The organism is Cryobacterium sp. W22_MBD10_FK3 (genome assembly GCF_052113745.1).
In the GTDB taxonomy this organism is placed as follows: Bacteria; Actinomycetota; Actinomycetes; order Actinomycetales; family Microbacteriaceae; genus Cryobacterium.
The window spans coordinates 41,955-58,079 of the sequence record NZ_JBGQOH010000012.1; the positions used below are offsets into that span (position 1 = coordinate 41,955).

The window sequence follows — 16,125 nt, forward strand, 5'->3', positions numbered from 1 at the left end:
GCGCGCCGTCGCCGACGTTGCGGCGGCAGGCACGCTCCGAAAACCGGCTCAGGCGCTTGGTAGATTGGCAGCATGACAACACGGGTGGCCGTCATCGGCGCAACGGGCAAGATGGGTCGCCTGGTCTGCGCCCTGGTGGAGAACGACGCGGAGTACGACCTGGTGGCCCGGCTCGACTCGACCAGCGCATTGTCGGAGATGCTCGGTGCGGATGTGGCGATCGATCTCACCGCACCGGCCGTCAGCCAGAGCGTCGTCGACTTCGCCGTGTCCAACGGCATCCGGGTGCTCGTGGGCACCTCGGGCTGGTCGCAGCCCCGCATCGACGCGCTCGGCCACAAGCTCAAGGGCCGCACAGACGTCGGCGCCGTGATCATCCCCAACTTCTCGCTCGGCTCGGTGCTCGGCACCGCCTTCGCCGCCCTCGCCGCCCGTTTCTTCGACTCCATCGAGATCGTCGAAGCGCACCAGGCCGGCAAGGTCGACTCCCCGTCGGGTACGGCCGTGCGCACCGCCGAGCTGATGGCCGTTGCCAGGGCCGGCCTCGGCCCCGTCGCCGCCCCGCACATCGACCAGCGCGCCCGCGGCCAGCAGGTCGCCACGGTCCCGGTGCACAGCCTGCGCCTGGCCGGTGTACTCGCCCGCCAGGACGTGATCTTCGGTGGTTCGGGGGAGACCCTCACGATCACCCACAACACCCTCTCCGCCGACGCCTACGAGCGTGGCATCCTGGTGGCCCTGGCCGCCACGCGCGACTGTGTGGGAGTGACCGTGGGACTTGACCAGCTCATCGACCTGGGTCTCTCCGGCGAGGTGGTCGAGCCCGCTGCGGCGCCCGCGGGGCCGCCCGCCGGGCCCGAGAACGCTGAAATGGAGCCCGGCGAATGAAGGGTCGCATCGCCGTCATCGTGATGGCCGCCCTCCTGGTCTTCTATCTGGTGCTCGTCGGCTGGCGCGCGGTGCTCTTCGTGCAGAGCGGCGACCCCGTTGGCATCCTCATCGGCGTGGCTCTGATCGTGCTGCCGCTCATCGGAGCCTGGGCGCTGGTGCGGGAGATCAACTTCGGCGTGCGCTGCGAACGCCTGGTGAAACAGCTCGACGCCGAGGGCGCCCTGCCGGTCAACGACCTGCCCACCCGCCCGAGCGGACGGCCATACCGCGAGGCGGCCGACGCCCAATTCCCGCAGTACCAGGAGGCCGTGGATGCCGCGCCCAAGGACTGGCGGGCCTGGTTCCGGCTCGGCCTGGCCTACGACGCGTCCGGCGACCGCCGCCGCGCCCGGTCGGCGCTCCGCACCGCGATGAGCCTGGAGAAGTCCGCGGCCTAACCCGACCGCGCCGGCCTCTGGCTGTATCACGGGGGCTGCACCGCTATGCGGGGGCTGCACCGTTATGCGGGGGCTGCGCCGCTATGCGGGTGCGGCGCCCCGGACGTCGGGCCGCGGCGGGGTCGCTCCAGCCGATATGCGGGTGCCGCGCCGCTCTGCGGGTGGCGCGCCTGCCGCTTAACGGCGCCTGCCCCGCATACCTCGAGTTGACGCATCCGAGGGCCGCTGCCCCGCTCAACGTCGGCGAAATCAGTGCTCGGCCAGCCGAGGGCGGCCCGGGGTCAAGCCCAGGTGTGCCAGCCGCGCGGTCAACCGCGGCACGCTCATCCCGGTCGCGTGGTCCCAGCGCACGAAACCGCGAACTTGTAGCCGAATGGCATCCTCACGGAGTTTCTCTTCGTACACCACCTCGGCCGGAGTGCGCCCGTCGAGCATCGCTGGATCGAAGTACTTCACCCGGCCGTCGCTCTCGCCGACTCCGCGCAGGTAAAGCCAGAAGAAGTCGGAGAAGACAGTGCGGTCCTCGATCACGAACGGATGCTGCAACTCCGGCTCCGGCAAACCGGCCAACGCGATCGTCACTCGGCTGCCCGACTCGTCGGGTGACCCAGACAGGGGCGTGGCGAAGTCGATCACCGTGCGCGCCCGCACCGAACCCCGAAACGGCAGCATCCGGTGCCAGGTTTCGAGCAGGGTGGCCCGGTCGGTGAGCGGGGGTGTCCGGCCCGTCCGGTCCACGGCCAGAGCGCGGTCGGCCGCGGCGACTGCCGACCGGAGATCCACCGCGGTCGCGAGTTCGATCACCGTGCGGGCGACCGACGTGACAAGAACGCCATCCCGAACGTCCACATCTCGGGCGTCGAAGCCCACAGTGTGGCGACGGATGCCCGGCTCCGAGCGACCCCCGGTTGACCGTTGGCCGAGGAAATGCACCTCATCGGGCCACGGCGCCAGGATCGGCAGCTGCCACAGCGCCGCCGCCGACTGGTGCGACAGCGGTAGCGCGCTGCCGCGGGCCAGCGACGCGGCGCGGACCCTCAGCGCGTACCGTTGATCCCGGTCGAGACCGGCCCAGACCGCCGCGGGGCAATACTGGCCCCAGCCGATGCGGTGCAGGTAGCCGCGCTCGGCGGCGCGACGCAGGCGCAGGTCTGCGCCAAGCGCTCGCCGATATTCGGCGGCCAGGATGACCTCGGGCGGGTCAGACGGTTGTTCTCGGCGATTAGTCATCGGGCGAGTGTGGGCGCGGGGCACAAGGGCCGGCGCCACCCGGGGCGGTCGGTCTGAAACGACGGCCAGACGCCCCTGTGGAGGAGCGCCCGTCTGCACCGCGGAGAGTCGACGTGCGCGGCCCCGTACGGTTTCACGCCGAGCGAGCTGGCGCCATGGAGCGGGCCACTCGAGCTATGCGGGGTAGGCGCCGTTGGGCGCACGGCGCGCCACCCGCCTCACGGCGCCTACCCCGCACGACGAGATCAGGTGCGGCGCGAGGCAGCCCCGTGGCGCGAGGCAGCCCCGCGGCGCGAGGCAACCGCGCGGCGCGAGGCAGCCCCGCGGCGCGAGGACGCCGCGGGGTGTGCCCGAGGCCTAACGCAGCATCCAGGTGACCGCTTCGGCGGCGGTGTGGTGCGTGAAGCGGAACCCGTCGGCGACCAGCTTCGCCGAGCTGACCCGCTGGTCGGCCAGCAACAGCTGCCTGGCGGCATCCTGCAGCGCAAGCGTCAACGCGATCTCGGGTACCGGAACGAAGAACGGCCGGCGGAGCGCCGTCGCGACGGCCCGGATCACGTCGTTGGCGGTCGCCGGGGTGGGACCGGTGAGGTTCACCGGGCCGCTCAGCTGCGACGTGAGCAGGTGCACGATCGCGGCGGCCTCGTCGTGCAGGCTCACCCACGGCCAGACCTGGTTGCCACGACCGAGCGGACCGCCCAGGCCGAGCCGCACGATCGGCATGAGGGGCTTGAGCGCCCCGCCCTTGGCGAGCACCAGCCCGGTGCGGAGCATCACCACCCGGGTGCCCTCGGGGGCCAGCCGGGCCTCCGCCTCCCAGGCCGAGACCACGGTGGCGAGAAAATCGAAGCCGGGTGCAGACTCCTCGGTGAGCTCCTCCCCGGGCCGGTTGCCGTAGATGCCCACGGCGGATGCGTTCAGCAGCACGGTGGGCGGGGTGTCGGCCCGGCGCATGGCGTCGGTGATGGTGCGTGTGGCCTGCACGCGCGACTCCATGATCTGACGACGGTAGGACTTCGTCCAGGGCAGCCGCCCGATCGAGGCACCGGACAGGTTGATCACCGCGTCCACGTCGTTGAGCACGGCGGGGTCAAGCGTCAGCGACGCCGGATCCCAGCGGAACTCCGACCTGGAGCGCGGCGGGCGCCGCACGAGGCTCAGCACGGTGTGCCCGGCGGCTTCCAGTTGACGGGTCAATTCGGTGCCGACCAGCCCGGAGGCCCCGGAAACAAGTACTCGCATGAGGTTGCCGACCGCCGCTCAGGCCAGTTCGGCTTCGATGGTGATCGGGATGCCCGCCAACGCCTGCGAGATCGGGCAGTTCACCTTCGCGTCCTGGGCGAACGCCTCGAACTCCTCCTCGGAAAGGCCGGGCACGGTCGCGCTCACCAACAGGTGGCTGCCGGTGACGCCGGTTCCGGCGACGAAGGTGACGGCGGCGGTGGTCTGGATGTTGGTCGGCGTGTGACCGGCGGAGGCCAGAGTGTTGGCCAGCGCCATGGAGAAGCAGGAGGCGTGCGCGGCGCCGAGCAGCTCCTCGGGGTTGGTCGTGTTCGCGGTGCCCTCGGCGCGCGCCTTCCAGTTCACCGGGAACGACCCGCCGTGCGAGGAATCGAGCGTGACGGTGCCGGACCCGGTCATCAGGTCGCCGGTCCATACGGTGGTTGCTTCGCTGGTCAGGGCCATGGTGTTACCTCCTGGAAGTGGACCACCAGCCTAACCACCGGGCCTGGGTCGTTCACAGGAAATTCACGGTGCACAGGCAGGTTCATCGTCCCCGCGGTCAGGAGGCCGGGCTGCGCCCGATGACCCTGGCGCGCACCAGCAGGAGGTAGAGCTGGCAGCCCAGGCAGTAGTCGAATACCGCGTTCAGGAACGCGGCGACGAACGCGGCGGCCGCAGCGACGGGAACGGCGGCCGTCACCCCGGCCAAGCCGAGCACCACGCCGATCAGGGCGACCAGCAGGCCCACTCCCTGGGCGAAGGTGGGCGGCGCCGGGTCCTCGAGCGCGGCGGGCGGGCCGAGCCGCGGGCGCACCACGACCTTGAAGAGCAACCCGTATGGATGCCGGGCGACGCCGGCGACGGCGCCCCAGGCGAACACCGCGGTCTGGAGGGCCAACAGGGTCAGGGCGGCGACGGATGCGCCCACGAGCGCCAGAAAGATCACCGTGAGCAGCACGACGGCGGTGATGCCGGCGCCGAACCGGGGGCCGCGCGGGTCAATGCCGGCGCGGCTGCCCGGGACCGGGGCTGTGCGGGTCATCGGGCGTCCCCGTTCGTGCGCACCAGATCGTCCAGGTGGGCGTGCAGGGCGGACCGGGTGGGAACGCCGCCCACCCGGGCGCGCACCCGGCCGGCCCCGTCGAGCACGAGGGTGGTGGGCGTCTGCAGAACGTTGAACCGCCGAGCCAGGTCGGCGCGATGGGTGAGGTCCACGTCCACATGCCGCACACCGGTGCGGGCATCCGCCACCTGGCCGAGCAGGACGCTGGTGCCGGGGCAGCGTGCGCAGAATTCGGTGGAGAACTGCAGCAGGGTGGCCTCCCGGCCGAAGTCCTGCGGCGCCTCGGACGCCGGCAGGCCCAGCTGCGCGGCCGTGACGGTGTCTGCGCTGTCGAAGACCGTGGTGACCCGGCCCTGCCGGCGACGCCAGGCCAGTCCGAGCACGGTGGTCAGCGCGACCAGCAGCACCAGAACGAGCAGGGCGGCGGCGGGATTCATGCAGGCGAGGCTACGCCGCGACGGGCCGCCGAAGCGGCTTGTGACGGCAGATGACGCGCGCGGGCCCTGGCGCGAAGGCGCGAGACGGCGCGCTAGACGATAACCTGTAAAACGTGTCTACTCCTTACAACCCTTTCGGGCAGGTCCTCGTCGCCCTGGTGACACCATTCACGGCTGACGGCGAGGTCAACTGGGCCGATGTCGAGAAGCACATCGACGACGTCATCACCGCCGGCGCCGACGGCATCGTCGTCACCGGAACCACCGGAGAGACCTCCACCCTCACCGACCCCGAGAAGATCCGGCTCGTCGAGGTCGGCAAGGACGTCGCGGCCGGCCGCGCGAAGATCATCACCGGCGGCGGCTCCAACGAGACCGCGCACGCCATGCAACTCGCCAAGCAGAGCGAGAAGGCCGGCGCCGACGGCAACATGATCGTCACGCCGTACTACAACAAGCCCACCCAGGCGGGGGTGCTCACGCACTTCCGCATGATCGCGGATGCCACCGACCTGCCGGTGATCCTGTACGACATCCCCGGCCGCACGGGCATCCCGATCACCTACGAGACCATCCTGCGCGCCGCGAAGCACCCGAACATCCTCGCGGTCAAGGACGCCAAGGGCGACCTCGCCCAGGTCAGCCGGGTGCTCAACCAAACCGACCTGCTCTACTTCTCCGGCGACGACCCGAACGTGCTGCCGCACCTATCGATCGGCGCCACCGGCCTCATCGGCGTCACCGCCAACATCGCGGCCAAGCCGTACCGCCAGATGGTGGATGCCGTCAACGCCGGCGACCTCAAGGCCGCCACGCTGGCGCACCAGCAGCTCGAGCCGCTCGTGCGCGCCGTGATGACCCACGTGCCCGGCACCGTAGCGGCCAAGTACATCCTGCACGGGCTCGGCCGCATCTCCAGCCCCCGGGTGCGCCTGCCCCTCGTCGGCCCCGAAGAGTCCGAGGCCGCCATGATCGAGGACGAGATCGACCTCGTCCGGAACATCCCGGGCGTCGACTTCACCAACTTCCGCCCCGACCGCAACGCCGCCGCCGGTGGCGCCCTGCCCAAGGTCGCCGGAACCACCCGCTAGACGCTGAACGCAGCACCACCTCGCACCACCACGAACTCCAAGCACCACAAACTCCAGAACCACCAATTTCACAATAGGAGGGCTTATGCCCAACGACGTATACGCACCGCCCGCTCTCCCCAAGGGAACGCTTCGCGTCACGCCCATCGGCGGACTCGGCGAAATCGGCCGGAACATGACCACCTTCGAGATCAACGGCAAAATCCTGATCGTCGACTGCGGCGTGCTGTTCCCCGAAGAGCACCAGCCCGGTGTCGACCTGATCCTGCCGGACTTCACCCCGATCAAGGACCGCCTGAAGGACATCGTCGGTGTCGTGCTCACGCACGGCCACGAAGACCACATCGGCGCGGTGCCCTACCTGCTCAAGCTCCGCCAGGACATCCCGCTGATCGGCTCCGGCCTGACGCTGGCGTTCATCGAGGCCAAGCTCAAGGAACACCGCATCACCCCGTACACCCTGCAGGTGAAGGAGGGCCAGAAGGAGCGTCTCGGCCCGTTCAACCTCGAATTCGTCGCGGTCAACCACTCGATCCCCGACGCGCTGGCCGTGGCCATCAAGACCGAGGGTGGCAGCGTGCTGCACACCGGTGACTTCAAGATGGACCAGCTGCCGCTGGACAACCGCATCACCGACCTGCGCGACTTCGCCCGCCTGGGCGAAGAGGGCATCGACCTGTTCCTCGTCGACTCCACCAACGCCGACGTTCCCGGGTTCACCCCGAGCGAGCGCGCCATCGGCCCGGTGCTCGAAGACGTCATCGCCCGCGCCCCGCGCCGCGTGGTCATCGCCAGCTTCTCCAGCCACGTGCACCGTGTGCAGCAGGTGCTCGACGCCGCGCACGCCAACGGCCGCCGCGTGGCCCTGCTGGGACGCTCGATGGTGCGCAACATGACCATCGCCGCCGACCTCGGCTACCTCAAGGTGCCCGACGGTGTGCTCATCGACTTCAAGAAGGCCGGGAACATCCCGGACAACAAGATCGTCTACATGTCCACCGGTTCGCAGGGCGAGCCGATGGCCGTGCTCAGCCGCATCGTCAACATGGAACACCAGATCGAGGTCGGCCCCGGCGACACCGTCATCCTGGCCTCCAGCCTGATCCCCGGCAACGAGAACGCGGTCTACCGCATCATCGACGGCCTCACCAAGCTGGGCGCGAACGTCGTGCACAAGGGCAACGCCAAGGTGCACGTCTCCGGACACGCTGCCGCCGGCGAGCTGCTCTACGTGTACAACGTGCTGCGGCCCAAGAACGTTCTGCCCGTGCACGGCGAATACCGCCACCTGGTGGCCAACGCCAAGCTCGCCGTGCAGAGCGGGGTGCCCGTCGAGAAGGCGATCCTCGCCGAAGACGGTACCGTGCTCGACCTCCGCAACGGCGTGGTCACCAAGGTCGGCCAGCTCGACCTCGGCTACGTGTACGTCGACGGTTCCACCGTGGGCGAGATCACCGAAGCCGACCTCACCGACCGGCGCACCCTGTCTGAGGAAGGCTTCATCTCGATCATCGTCGTGGTGGACAAGTCCACAGGCAAGGTCATCGTCGGCCCGGAGATCCACGCCAAGGGCTTCGCCGAAGACGACTCGGTCTTCGACTCCGTGCGGCCCAAGATCGAGGCCGCCCTGGCCGAGGCAGCCCAGAACGGCACCCACGACACCTACGCGCTCACCCAGGTTGTGCGCCGTACCGTCGGCCGTTGGGTGCAGGCGTCGTTCCGCCGCCGCCCGATGATCGTTCCGATGATCATCGAGGCGTAACCAACAGCACCAGCACCATCCGTCAGCCCCCGGCCGCCTCGGCGCCGGGGGTTGACGCGTTCGCCGGCACCGCCAGATCGGGGGGTCATCCTTCAGGAGGATTTTGCCCGAAAGTCGCCCTGACCGGCGTGCTCTGCCCCTAGGCTCAAGCCAGCCGTCACCGTGCAGGTGCGGTGCGAGCATGGGGGAATCAGTGAATGTGATGCGCAAATGGGTCTTTCCGATCCTCCGTTTGCTCGTGGTCGCGGCGATTGCCGTGGCCCTGGTGAAACTGGCGTTCTTCGCCGACTCCGCCGAAGCCCAGGACCCGGCCCAGCCGACCGGCCAGGTCGTCGAACCGCAGATCCCGGTGGCTCTGGGCACGATCACCAACGACGTGACGCTGCCTGGCACGGTCTCGGCGGATGCCGCCGTTCCCGTCAAGGCCGTGGCGGCCGGCACCGTCGACGAGATCTTCTTCACCGCCGGCCAGAGCGTCGCGGCCGGCGACAAGATCTACGACATCAAGGTCGAGACCGTTGCCGACCCCGTGGAGACCACGGACCCCGCCACCGGGATGGTGGCGATCAACCAGCCCAAGCCGGCGGTCACGTTCGAGAAGGTGTTCGCCCCGGCCGACGGGGTGCTCAGCGCGCTCACGGTGATTCACGGCCAGGCGGTCACGATCGGTGACACCACCGGCCAGGTCGCCCCGCCCACCTACTCGGTGAGCGGATCGCTCAGCCCCGAGCAGCTGTACAGGCTCGTCACCGAGCCCACCGAGGCCTCCATCGCCATCACCAATGGACCGGCGCCGTTCACCTGCACGGGCCTGCGCATCAGCACCCCGCTGGCCGGGGCGGATGCCGGCGGCACCGGCGGCGCCACCGACCAGACGCCGGGCTCGGGAGGCGGCGGCACCTCGGGCACCACCGTCAGTTGCGCGATCCCGGCCGGCGTCACGGTCTTCCCCGGCCTCGCCGCCCAGATCACCATCGCCGGCGGCAAGGCCGAGAACGTTCTCGTCGTGCCCACCACGGCCGTGCAGGGCTCCGCCGAAAGCGGCGTCGTCTGGTTCGTGCTGCCCGACGGCAGCACCGAGGAACGCCCGGTGACGCTCGGCATGAACGACGGCATCTCGGTGCAGGTTCTCGAGGGCCTGGCCGAGGGCGACCTGATCAACCAGTTCGTGCCCGGCGCTGTCGCCCCCTCCGCCGACGGGTGCACGCCGATGCCCGACGGCACCACCTTCTGCGATCCCTCAGCGGTGATGGTCAGGTGACCCTGCTGCACCTGGCCGGCGTCACCCGCACCGTGCAATTGATCGATGCCCCGCCGCTGACCATCCTGTCCGGCGTCGACCTCGACGTGGAGGTGGGCGACAGGGTGTCCATCGTGGGACGCAGCGGCTCAGGCAAGTCCACCCTGCTCAACCTGCTCGGCCTGCTCGACAACCCCACCTCGGGTGAGCTGGACTTCGACAACCGTCCGGTGAAGTCGTTCTCCTCGGGGGAGCGCGACCGTGTGCGCGGCCGCGATGTGGGCTTCATCTTCCAGCAGTTCAACCTGCTGCAGGGGCGTACCGCGCTCGAGAACGTGATGACCCCGCTGCTCTACGCCCAGGGCAAGCAGTTCTGGCAGCGCGCCCGCATCGCCACCGAGATGCTCGACAGGGTGGGCCTCGGCCACCGGCTCAGTGCCATGCCAGACAAGCTCTCCGGCGGTGAACAGCAGCGGGTGGCCATTGCCAGGTCGCTGGTGCGTGGACCGCGGCTGATCCTGGCCGATGAACCCACCGGCGCCCTCGACCTGGAGACCGGCGCCGACGTGATGGCCCTGCTCGACGAGGTGGCCACGGGCTCTGGCGCCGCCCTGATCACCATCACCCACGACCCGGCCATCGCCGCGCTGGCCACCAGGCACCTGCGACTGGACCACGGTGTGCTCACAGCTGTCGGCGCGGCCGCTGAGACCGTGCCCGCCGCACCGCCCGTTCCGTACGACGACGAGTTCGAAACCGTGCCCGCGTGAACCGGCTGCTCAGCAACGTGGTCGGATCCTTCGTCGAGGCCTGGCAGGAACTGCGCATCCACAAGACCCGGGTGATGCTCTCACTGATCGGCGTGGCCGTCGCCGTCTGCGCGATCACCACAGTGGTGGGACTCGGCGCCGTGGCGCAGCAGGCCATGCTCGAACAGAGCGAGCAGCAGAGCGGCCGGTCGGCCACCCTGTCGCTTTACGTGGCCACGAACGACGGCATGCCCGTTGACGACGATGTGATGGCGGAGCTCTGGACCACCGAACTCGAGCGGTATGGCATCGACTACGCCAGCCGGGTGGTCTACTCCAGCCAGAACGTGCAGTTCACGGATGGCGTCGTGCCCGTGCGGGTCACCGGCGTCGACCAGGCCTACGGCACGATGCACCGCTTCAAACTCAGCGAAGGATCCTGGTTCGCCCCCGGCGACGAACAGCGGCTCGCACCGGCGGTCCTGGTCAACCAGGTGTTCTACGACCGGCTCGGCCGGCCGGACCTCGCCAGCCACCCGACCACCACCCTGGTGGGCGACCGACCGACCACCGCGGTCATCACCGGTGTCTACCCGGTCAGCTCCTGGGACACCGAACCGGCCATGTTCCTGCTGACCGACACGGTGCTCGCGCTCACCCCGGCGGATCAGGTCGCCGCCGGCGCCATCATGCCCAACTACGAACTCTGGGTGCCGGTCGGGGCGAGCGAGGACCTGACCGCCGCCCTGCAACGCGACATCCAGGGCGCCCTCGGTGCCGGTACCCAGGTGCAGGTGAGCCGGCAGGACTTCGCCGCGTTCAACGAGGACCCGTTCGCGTCGATCAAGCTTCTCGTCGGGGGAGTGGCCGCCCTGGTGCTGCTGCTCGGCGCCCTCGGCCTGGTGAACATCGCGCTGGTCACGCTCAAGCAGCGCATCCGTGAGATCGGGGTGCGCCGCAGCTTCGGTGCCACCGCAGGGCGGGTGTTCTTCTCGGTGATGATGGAGAGCATCGTGGCGACCCTGGTGGCCGGGGTGGTGGGCGTGATCGGGGCCGTGCTCATCGTGACCAACCCCATGCTGCAGGAGTTCATCGGTCAGGGCATGGTCACCGACTTCCCGCCGTTCCCGGTGGAGGCCGCCATCCTCGGCCTGGTCTGCGCCACCGTGGTCGGCGCTCTCGCCGGCCTGCTGCCGGCCCTGGTGGCCGTGCGGGTCAAGGTCATCGACGCCATCCGCTATTGACCGCGCCGTTGCCCACGAGGTTGACAGCCCGCGAAAGCGGCCGTGTGGTCACCACGGCCCTCCCGAAGCAGCCACAGGGCCGCTTTCGTGGGCCCGGGCAGCTGTGCCGCCCGGCAAATTGGGCGTGGGCTCACGCCGATGTCGGCACTCGGCGGTACCGTGGAACACATGGCTACGAGCACTAAGTCGACCGGGCGTGCCCGCAGCACGCCTGCGCGCGGCACCGGAACGACCGCGCGCACGAAGGCTGGCAGCACCGCGACCCAGAAGACCGTCAAATTCACCGCGACCGAGCCCAAACCGGGCATCGCCGTTCGCATGTGGATGGGCCTGGCCCACGTCACCGGAGGCGCCGCCCGTGCCCTCGGCCCCGAGCAGCTCTCCAAGGAGGAACGCCGGGACGGCCTACCCTTCTTCCTCGTGCTGCTGGCCATCGCCGGCGCGGTGATCGAATGGTTCCTGATCAACGACCCGGTGGCGCAGACCCTCGACGCCTGGACCTTCGGCGGCCTCTTCGGCCGGGTCGCCTTCGCCCTGCCGGTGATCATGCTGCTGTTCGCCATCTGGCTGTTCCGCAACCCCAGCTCGGTGCACGACAACGGCCGGATCGGCATCGGCCTGTCCCTGCTGCTGGTCACAGTCTCCGGGCTCTGCCACATCTTCGGCGGGCAGCCCGCGCCCAGCCAGGGCATGGAGGTGCTCGCCCTGTCCGGCGGTGTGATCGGCTGGATGATCGCGGCCCCCCTGATCTTCCTGATCACCACGGTGGGCGCGGCCATCGTCGTGATCCTGCTGCTCATCCTCAGCCTGTTCATCATCACCAAGACGCCGCCGAACAAGATCGGCGAACGCAGCCGCGAACTCTACGCCTGGCTGTTCGGCGCACCGCTGCCGGCCCCCGAGGAGCGCGCCGCCGCCAAGGAGATCCGCCAGGAGCGCATCCAGGCCCTCAAGACCAAGCAGATCGAACTCGACGGCCTCGACCCGGCCCACGACGACGAGACCGACGAGGGCGCCCTGCCCTGGTGGCGCCGCAACACCAGCAAACGCGAAGAAGACCCCGACTTCAGCAGCGCCATCTCCAGCGACGCCCACGAAGCCGACCCGCCGGCCGCCGACCCGCTCAGCACGCTGCTCAACCACAGCCCGGATGCCGCCAAGGGCGGCTTCGAGACGGCGCTCGAGTCACCCCAGGCCCACGTTCCCCCGATCCACAACGACCACTACGGCACCGAGGTGCTCGAGGACCTGCTCAAGGCCGAGGAAGCCATCAAGCGCTTCACCGGTGAAGTGGCCGCAGTGCCGCACTCCACAGGCCTGCACGCCGACGACCCGGTCGGCCTCACCGAGGTGCTGCCGGGGCTGGACGACCTCGACGAGGCCGCGACGGCCGTCGACAGGTCGGCAACCGATCTCGCCTTCGGCGAGCAGCCGGCGCTGCCATACGTGCTGCCCTCCGCCACGACCCTCATCGCCGGCCCGCCGGCCAAGGCCAGGTCCGCCGCGAACGACGAGATCGTGAAGTCGATCACCGAGGTGCTCAGCCAGTTCTCGGTGGATGCCAGGGTCACCGGCTTCTCACGTGGCCCGACGGTCACCCAGTACGAGATCGAACTCGGCCCCGGCGTCAAGGTCGAGCGGGTCACCGCGCTGAGCAAGAACCTCTCCTACGCCGTCGCCTCCAACGAGGTGCGCATCCTCTCGCCCATCCCGGGCAAGAGCGCCATCGGCATCGAGATCCCCAACACCGACCGCGAGATCGTCACCCTCGGCGACGTGCTGCGCTCCAGCACCGCCACCAACAGCACCCACCCGATGACCATCGGCGTCGGCAAGGACGTCGGCGGCGGCTTCGTCATCGCGAACCTCGCCAAGATGCCCCACCTGCTCGTGGCCGGATCCACCGGTTCGGGTAAGTCCAGCTTCGTGAACTCGATGATCACGAGCCTGCTCATGCGGGCCAAGCCCAGCGACGTGCGGATGGTCCTGATCGACCCCAAGCGCGTCGAACTGGCCGCATACGCCGGCGTTCCGCACCTGATCACCCCCATCATCACGAACCCCAAGAAGGCCGCCGAAGCGCTGCAGTGGGTCGTGAAAGAGATGGACATGCGCTACGACGACCTGGCCAGCTTCGGCTTCAGGCACATCGACGACTTCAACAAGGCCGTGGTCAACAACGAGATCGTGCTGCCGGCCGGCAGCGCCCGCACCCTCAAGCCGTACCCGTACCTGCTGGTGGTCGTCGACGAGCTCGCCGACCTCATGATGGTCGCCCCGCGCGACGTCGAAGACTCCATCGTGCGCATCACCCAGCTCGCCCGCGCCTCCGGCATTCACCTGGTACTGGCCACCCAGCGCCCCAGCGTCGACGTCGTCACCGGTCTGATCAAGGCCAACGTGCCGTCCCGCCTCGCCTTCGCCGTCACCAGCGTCACCGACTCCAGGGTCATCCTCGACCAGCCCGGCGCCGACAAGCTGATCGGCCAGGGCGACGCCCTGTTCCTGCCGATGGGTGCCTCCAAGGCGCTGCGGGTGCAGGGCGCCTGGGTGAACGAGGCCGAGATCGAACGGGTGGTCAAGCACGTCACCCAGCAGGCCAGGCCCGACTACCGTCCCGACGTCTCGGCCGAGGCGCCGCGCAAGGAGATCGACTCCGACATCGGCGACGACCTCGAGGTGCTGCTCGCCGCCGCCGAACTCGTGGTCTCCACCCAGTTCGGTTCCACCTCGATGCTGCAGCGCAAGCTGCGCGTGGGCTTCGCCAAAGCCGGCCGCCTGATGGACCTGCTCGAATCCCGCGAGATCGTCGGCCCGTCCGAGGGTTCCAAGGCCCGCGATGTGCTCGTCACCGCCGAGCAGCTGCCGGCCGTGCTGGCCAAGCTGCGCGGCTCCGACGCCGAGCACCACGCGGCCACCGCACGCTCCCAGTTCGAGGAGTCCCAGCGGTCGCAGGCGCACGAGCAGCCCACGCCCGACCCGCGCTACGCCGACGACCCGGTGGCGAAGATGAGCGAAGGGTACGCTGAAGAGGAAGGCGACTCGGACGAGGACGCCTGGCAACTCACCGACAGGGACTGACCCATGGTTACACCGACCACCCCGGCCAAGGCGTCCAACTGGAACCTCCCGAACATCATCACCGTCGTGCGCATCCTGCTCGCACCGCTGTTCTTCTGGATGCTGTTGGTCGACAACGGCGCCGACGGGGCCCTCCGCTGGTGGGCGGCACTGCTCTTCATCGTGGCCATCGCCACCGACGGCGTCGATGGGGCCATCGCCCGCAAGTACAACCTCGTCACCGACCTCGGCAAGCTGCTCGACCCGATCGCCGACAAGATCCTCACCGGCGCCGCACTGATCGGCCTGTCCATCCTTCTCGAACTGCCCTGGTGGGTCACCATCGTCATTCTGGTGCGCGAGATCGGCATCACGGTGTTCCGCTTCGCCATGCTGCGCGACAGGGTCATCCCGGCGTCCCGCGGCGGCAAGCTCAAGACCATCGCCCAATCGGTGGCGATCTCGCTGGCCCTGTTGCCGCTCTGGCTGGTTCTGGGTGACTGGATCAACTGGGTCAACACCATCACCATGACCCTCGCCCTGCTGCTCACCGTCTACACCGGCATCGAATACCTCGTCGCCGCCCGCCGGGAGAACCAGCACGCCAAGCCGTCGAAGAATTCCTGACGTGCCCGCTGACCTGCCCGCGGATGCCGCAGCCGCGCTGGTCGCCGCCCTCACCTCCCGGCACCTCACCATCGCGGTGGCGGAGTCATTGACCGGCGGATTGCTCGTGGCCGACCTCGTGCGCATCCCCGGCGCATCCGCGGTCGTGGCCGGGGGAGTGGTGGCCTATCAGACCCCGCTCAAGCACGCCCTGCTGGGTGTGGACGAGACCCTGCTGGCCGAGCACGGCGCCGTGCACCCCGAGGTGGCCAGGCAGATGGCCACGGGCGTGCGCACCGCCCTGGCGGTGGCCGGTCGTCCGGCCGATATCGGCATCTCGACCACCGGGGTGGCCGGTCCGGAGGAGCAGGACGGCCAGCGCGTCGGCACGGTCTTCCTCGGACTGGCGTTCGGGGATAAGGTGCGGGCCATACCGGTCCACCTCACGGGCGACCGGGCACAGATCCGGGCGCAGACCGTTGCGCTCGCCATCGAAGCTGTGAGTGAGCTGATGGAATCTATAAAGCCGGAGATCGCGGAATAGTTCGTGTTACCGGCGGGTTACAGAACACATATTCACAAGAAAAGTCCAGTCATTCTCGGTAATCTCGAGGTGTCGGATGGATAGAGTACTGTTGGCCATCCGCCACACGAAACTGACCGGTTGAGTGGGCCCCAGCAGTCTAGACAGCACGAAGAAGGAGGTTCCGATGATTCTTGTTCGTCAGGAAATCGGCGATGTGCTCAGGGACTTCCGCCTGCAGAAGGGTCGCACCCTGCGTCAGGTTGCGAGCAAGGCAAGCGTGGCCCTCGGCTACCTGTCTGAAGTTGAACGCGGTCAGAAGGAAGCCTCCTCAGAGATCCTTGCTTCGGTCGCAGACGCGCTGGATACACCGATTTCGGTGATCATGCGTGAGGTCGGCGATCGCCTGGCCGTCATCGAGGGAATCGATCGTTTCCCCGACACCGTGCCCGACGAGCTGGTCGCCAAGTTCGACGCCAGCATGATGGTGCGTTGATCGGCCATCACCCCAACCCCCAGGGTAGTCAGCGGCTGAGGTTTCAGTCTCTGGCTACCACCCGAGCGTCAA

16 protein-coding genes are annotated in these 16,125 nt (G+C 69.0%); 11 read left to right on the forward strand and 5 right to left on the reverse strand.

Annotated features, from left to right (window positions below; translation table 11 throughout):
* Positions 1-72 precede the first annotated feature (72 nt).
* Together dapB and ACEN2M_RS12305 are read left to right on the forward strand one after the other, a co-directional pair.
* On the forward strand, positions 73-888 hold the full coding sequence (dapB, locus tag ACEN2M_RS12300) for a 4-hydroxy-tetrahydrodipicolinate reductase (protein ID WP_441648421.1): 816 nt from the start codon (positions 73-75) through the stop codon (positions 886-888).
* The gene (locus ACEN2M_RS12305; RefSeq protein ID WP_441648422.1) at positions 885-1,328 is read left to right on the forward strand and encodes a tetratricopeptide repeat protein; all 444 of its coding nucleotides are present in this window, start codon (positions 885-887) and stop codon (positions 1,326-1,328) included. The genes dapB and ACEN2M_RS12305 overlap by 4 nt, the downstream gene beginning before the upstream one ends.
* 249 nt (positions 1,329-1,577) lie before the next feature.
* On the opposite strand, the gene ACEN2M_RS12310 is transcribed toward ACEN2M_RS12305, so the two are convergent.
* The 5 genes from ACEN2M_RS12310 to ACEN2M_RS12330 form a co-directional block, all read right to left on the reverse strand.
* Complete coding sequence (locus ACEN2M_RS12310; protein ID WP_441648423.1) at positions 1,578-2,558, reverse strand: hypothetical protein; 981 nt, start codon at positions 2,556-2,558, stop codon at positions 1,578-1,580.
* A gap of 357 nt (positions 2,559-2,915) precedes the next feature.
* A complete protein-coding gene (locus tag ACEN2M_RS12315; protein WP_441648424.1) occupies positions 2,916-3,800 on the reverse strand; it encodes a TIGR01777 family oxidoreductase in 885 nt (294 codons plus the stop codon).
* 18 nt (positions 3,801-3,818) lie between these two features.
* Positions 3,819-4,244 carry an OsmC family peroxiredoxin gene (locus tag ACEN2M_RS12320; RefSeq protein ID WP_441648425.1) on the reverse strand — a complete coding sequence of 142 codons (426 nt, stop codon included), beginning with the start codon at positions 4,242-4,244 and terminating at the stop codon, positions 3,819-3,821.
* Positions 4,245-4,341: 97 nt separating this feature from the next.
* The gene (locus ACEN2M_RS12325; protein ID WP_441648426.1) at positions 4,342-4,824 is read right to left on the reverse strand and encodes a DUF4395 domain-containing protein; all 483 of its coding nucleotides are present in this window, start codon (positions 4,822-4,824) and stop codon (positions 4,342-4,344) included.
* Positions 4,821-5,282, reverse strand: coding sequence for a TlpA family protein disulfide reductase (locus ACEN2M_RS12330; protein ID WP_441648427.1), 462 nt, complete (start codon positions 5,280-5,282; stop codon positions 4,821-4,823). Before ACEN2M_RS12330 ends, ACEN2M_RS12325 begins: the two co-directional genes overlap by 4 nt.
* Positions 5,283-5,395: 113 nt before the next feature.
* Between ACEN2M_RS12330 and dapA the strand changes: the two genes are divergently transcribed.
* From dapA to ACEN2M_RS12375, 9 genes are all read left to right on the forward strand, one after another.
* Positions 5,396-6,373, forward strand: coding sequence for a 4-hydroxy-tetrahydrodipicolinate synthase (dapA, locus tag ACEN2M_RS12335; RefSeq protein ID WP_441648428.1), 978 nt, complete (start codon positions 5,396-5,398; stop codon positions 6,371-6,373).
* An 85-nt stretch (positions 6,374-6,458) separates the two neighbouring features.
* Positions 6,459-8,135: a ribonuclease J gene (locus ACEN2M_RS12340; protein ID WP_441648429.1), complete on the forward strand. Its 1,677-nt coding sequence runs from the start codon at positions 6,459-6,461 to the stop codon at positions 8,133-8,135.
* A gap of 181 nt (positions 8,136-8,316) precedes the next feature.
* Entirely contained in the window at positions 8,317-9,396 is a 1,080-nt protein-coding gene (locus ACEN2M_RS12345; protein WP_441648430.1) for a hypothetical protein, read from the forward strand.
* Positions 9,393-10,145, forward strand: coding sequence for an ABC transporter ATP-binding protein (locus ACEN2M_RS12350; protein ID WP_441648431.1), 753 nt, complete (start codon positions 9,393-9,395; stop codon positions 10,143-10,145). Before ACEN2M_RS12345 ends, ACEN2M_RS12350 begins: the two co-directional genes overlap by 4 nt.
* A complete protein-coding gene (locus tag ACEN2M_RS12355) occupies positions 10,142-11,368 on the forward strand; it encodes an ABC transporter permease (RefSeq protein ID WP_441648432.1) in 1,227 nt (408 codons plus the stop codon). The genes ACEN2M_RS12350 and ACEN2M_RS12355 overlap by 4 nt, the downstream gene beginning before the upstream one ends.
* Before the next feature lie 168 nt (positions 11,369-11,536).
* Positions 11,537-14,449 (forward strand): DNA translocase FtsK 4TM domain-containing protein, encoded by a 2,913-nt coding sequence (locus ACEN2M_RS12360; RefSeq protein WP_441648433.1) that lies wholly within the window; start codon positions 11,537-11,539, stop codon positions 14,447-14,449.
* 3 nt (positions 14,450-14,452) lie between these two features.
* The gene (gene pgsA / locus ACEN2M_RS12365) at positions 14,453-15,055 is read left to right on the forward strand and encodes a CDP-diacylglycerol--glycerol-3-phosphate 3-phosphatidyltransferase (RefSeq protein ID WP_441648434.1); all 603 of its coding nucleotides are present in this window, start codon (positions 14,453-14,455) and stop codon (positions 15,053-15,055) included.
* A 1-nt stretch (position 15,056) separates the two neighbouring features.
* Positions 15,057-15,578 (forward strand): CinA family protein, encoded by a 522-nt coding sequence (locus ACEN2M_RS12370; RefSeq protein WP_441648435.1) that lies wholly within the window; start codon positions 15,057-15,059, stop codon positions 15,576-15,578.
* Between the two features lie 166 nt (positions 15,579-15,744).
* Positions 15,745-16,053, forward strand: coding sequence for a helix-turn-helix domain-containing protein (locus ACEN2M_RS12375; RefSeq protein WP_110126242.1), 309 nt, complete (start codon positions 15,745-15,747; stop codon positions 16,051-16,053).
* The last annotated feature ends 72 nt before the right edge of the window (positions 16,054-16,125 follow it).

Excerpts from the sequence above, each read along its gene's own strand:
- dapB (WP_441648421.1), top strand. The coding sequence starts at position 73 with ATGACAACACGGGTGGCCGTCATCGGCGCAACGGGCAAGATGGGTCGC.
- ACEN2M_RS12340 (WP_441648429.1), top strand. The coding sequence starts at position 6,459 with ATGCCCAACGACGTATACGCACCGCCCGCTCTCCCCAAGGGAACGCTT.
- ACEN2M_RS12315 (WP_441648424.1), bottom strand. The coding sequence starts at position 3,800 with ATGCGAGTACTTGTTTCCGGGGCCTCCGGGCTGGTCGGCACCGAATTG.
- ACEN2M_RS12325 (WP_441648426.1), bottom strand. The coding sequence starts at position 4,824 with ATGACCCGCACAGCCCCGGTCCCGGGCAGCCGCGCCGGCATTGACCCG.
- ACEN2M_RS12320 (WP_441648425.1), bottom strand. The coding sequence starts at position 4,244 with ATGGCCCTGACCAGCGAAGCAACCACCGTATGGACCGGCGACCTGATG.
- ACEN2M_RS12345 (WP_441648430.1), top strand. The coding sequence starts at position 8,317 with ATGGGGGAATCAGTGAATGTGATGCGCAAATGGGTCTTTCCGATCCTC.
- ACEN2M_RS12360 (WP_441648433.1), top strand. The coding sequence starts at position 11,537 with ATGGCTACGAGCACTAAGTCGACCGGGCGTGCCCGCAGCACGCCTGCG.
- ACEN2M_RS12310 (WP_441648423.1), bottom strand. The coding sequence starts at position 2,558 with ATGACTAATCGCCGAGAACAACCGTCTGACCCGCCCGAGGTCATCCTG.
- ACEN2M_RS12330 (WP_441648427.1), bottom strand. The coding sequence starts at position 5,282 with ATGAATCCCGCCGCCGCCCTGCTCGTTCTGGTGCTGCTGGTCGCGCTG.
- ACEN2M_RS12305 (WP_441648422.1), top strand. The coding sequence starts at position 885 with ATGAAGGGTCGCATCGCCGTCATCGTGATGGCCGCCCTCCTGGTCTTC.
- ACEN2M_RS12375 (WP_110126242.1), top strand. The coding sequence starts at position 15,745 with ATGATTCTTGTTCGTCAGGAAATCGGCGATGTGCTCAGGGACTTCCGC.
- pgsA (WP_441648434.1), top strand. The coding sequence starts at position 14,453 with ATGGTTACACCGACCACCCCGGCCAAGGCGTCCAACTGGAACCTCCCG.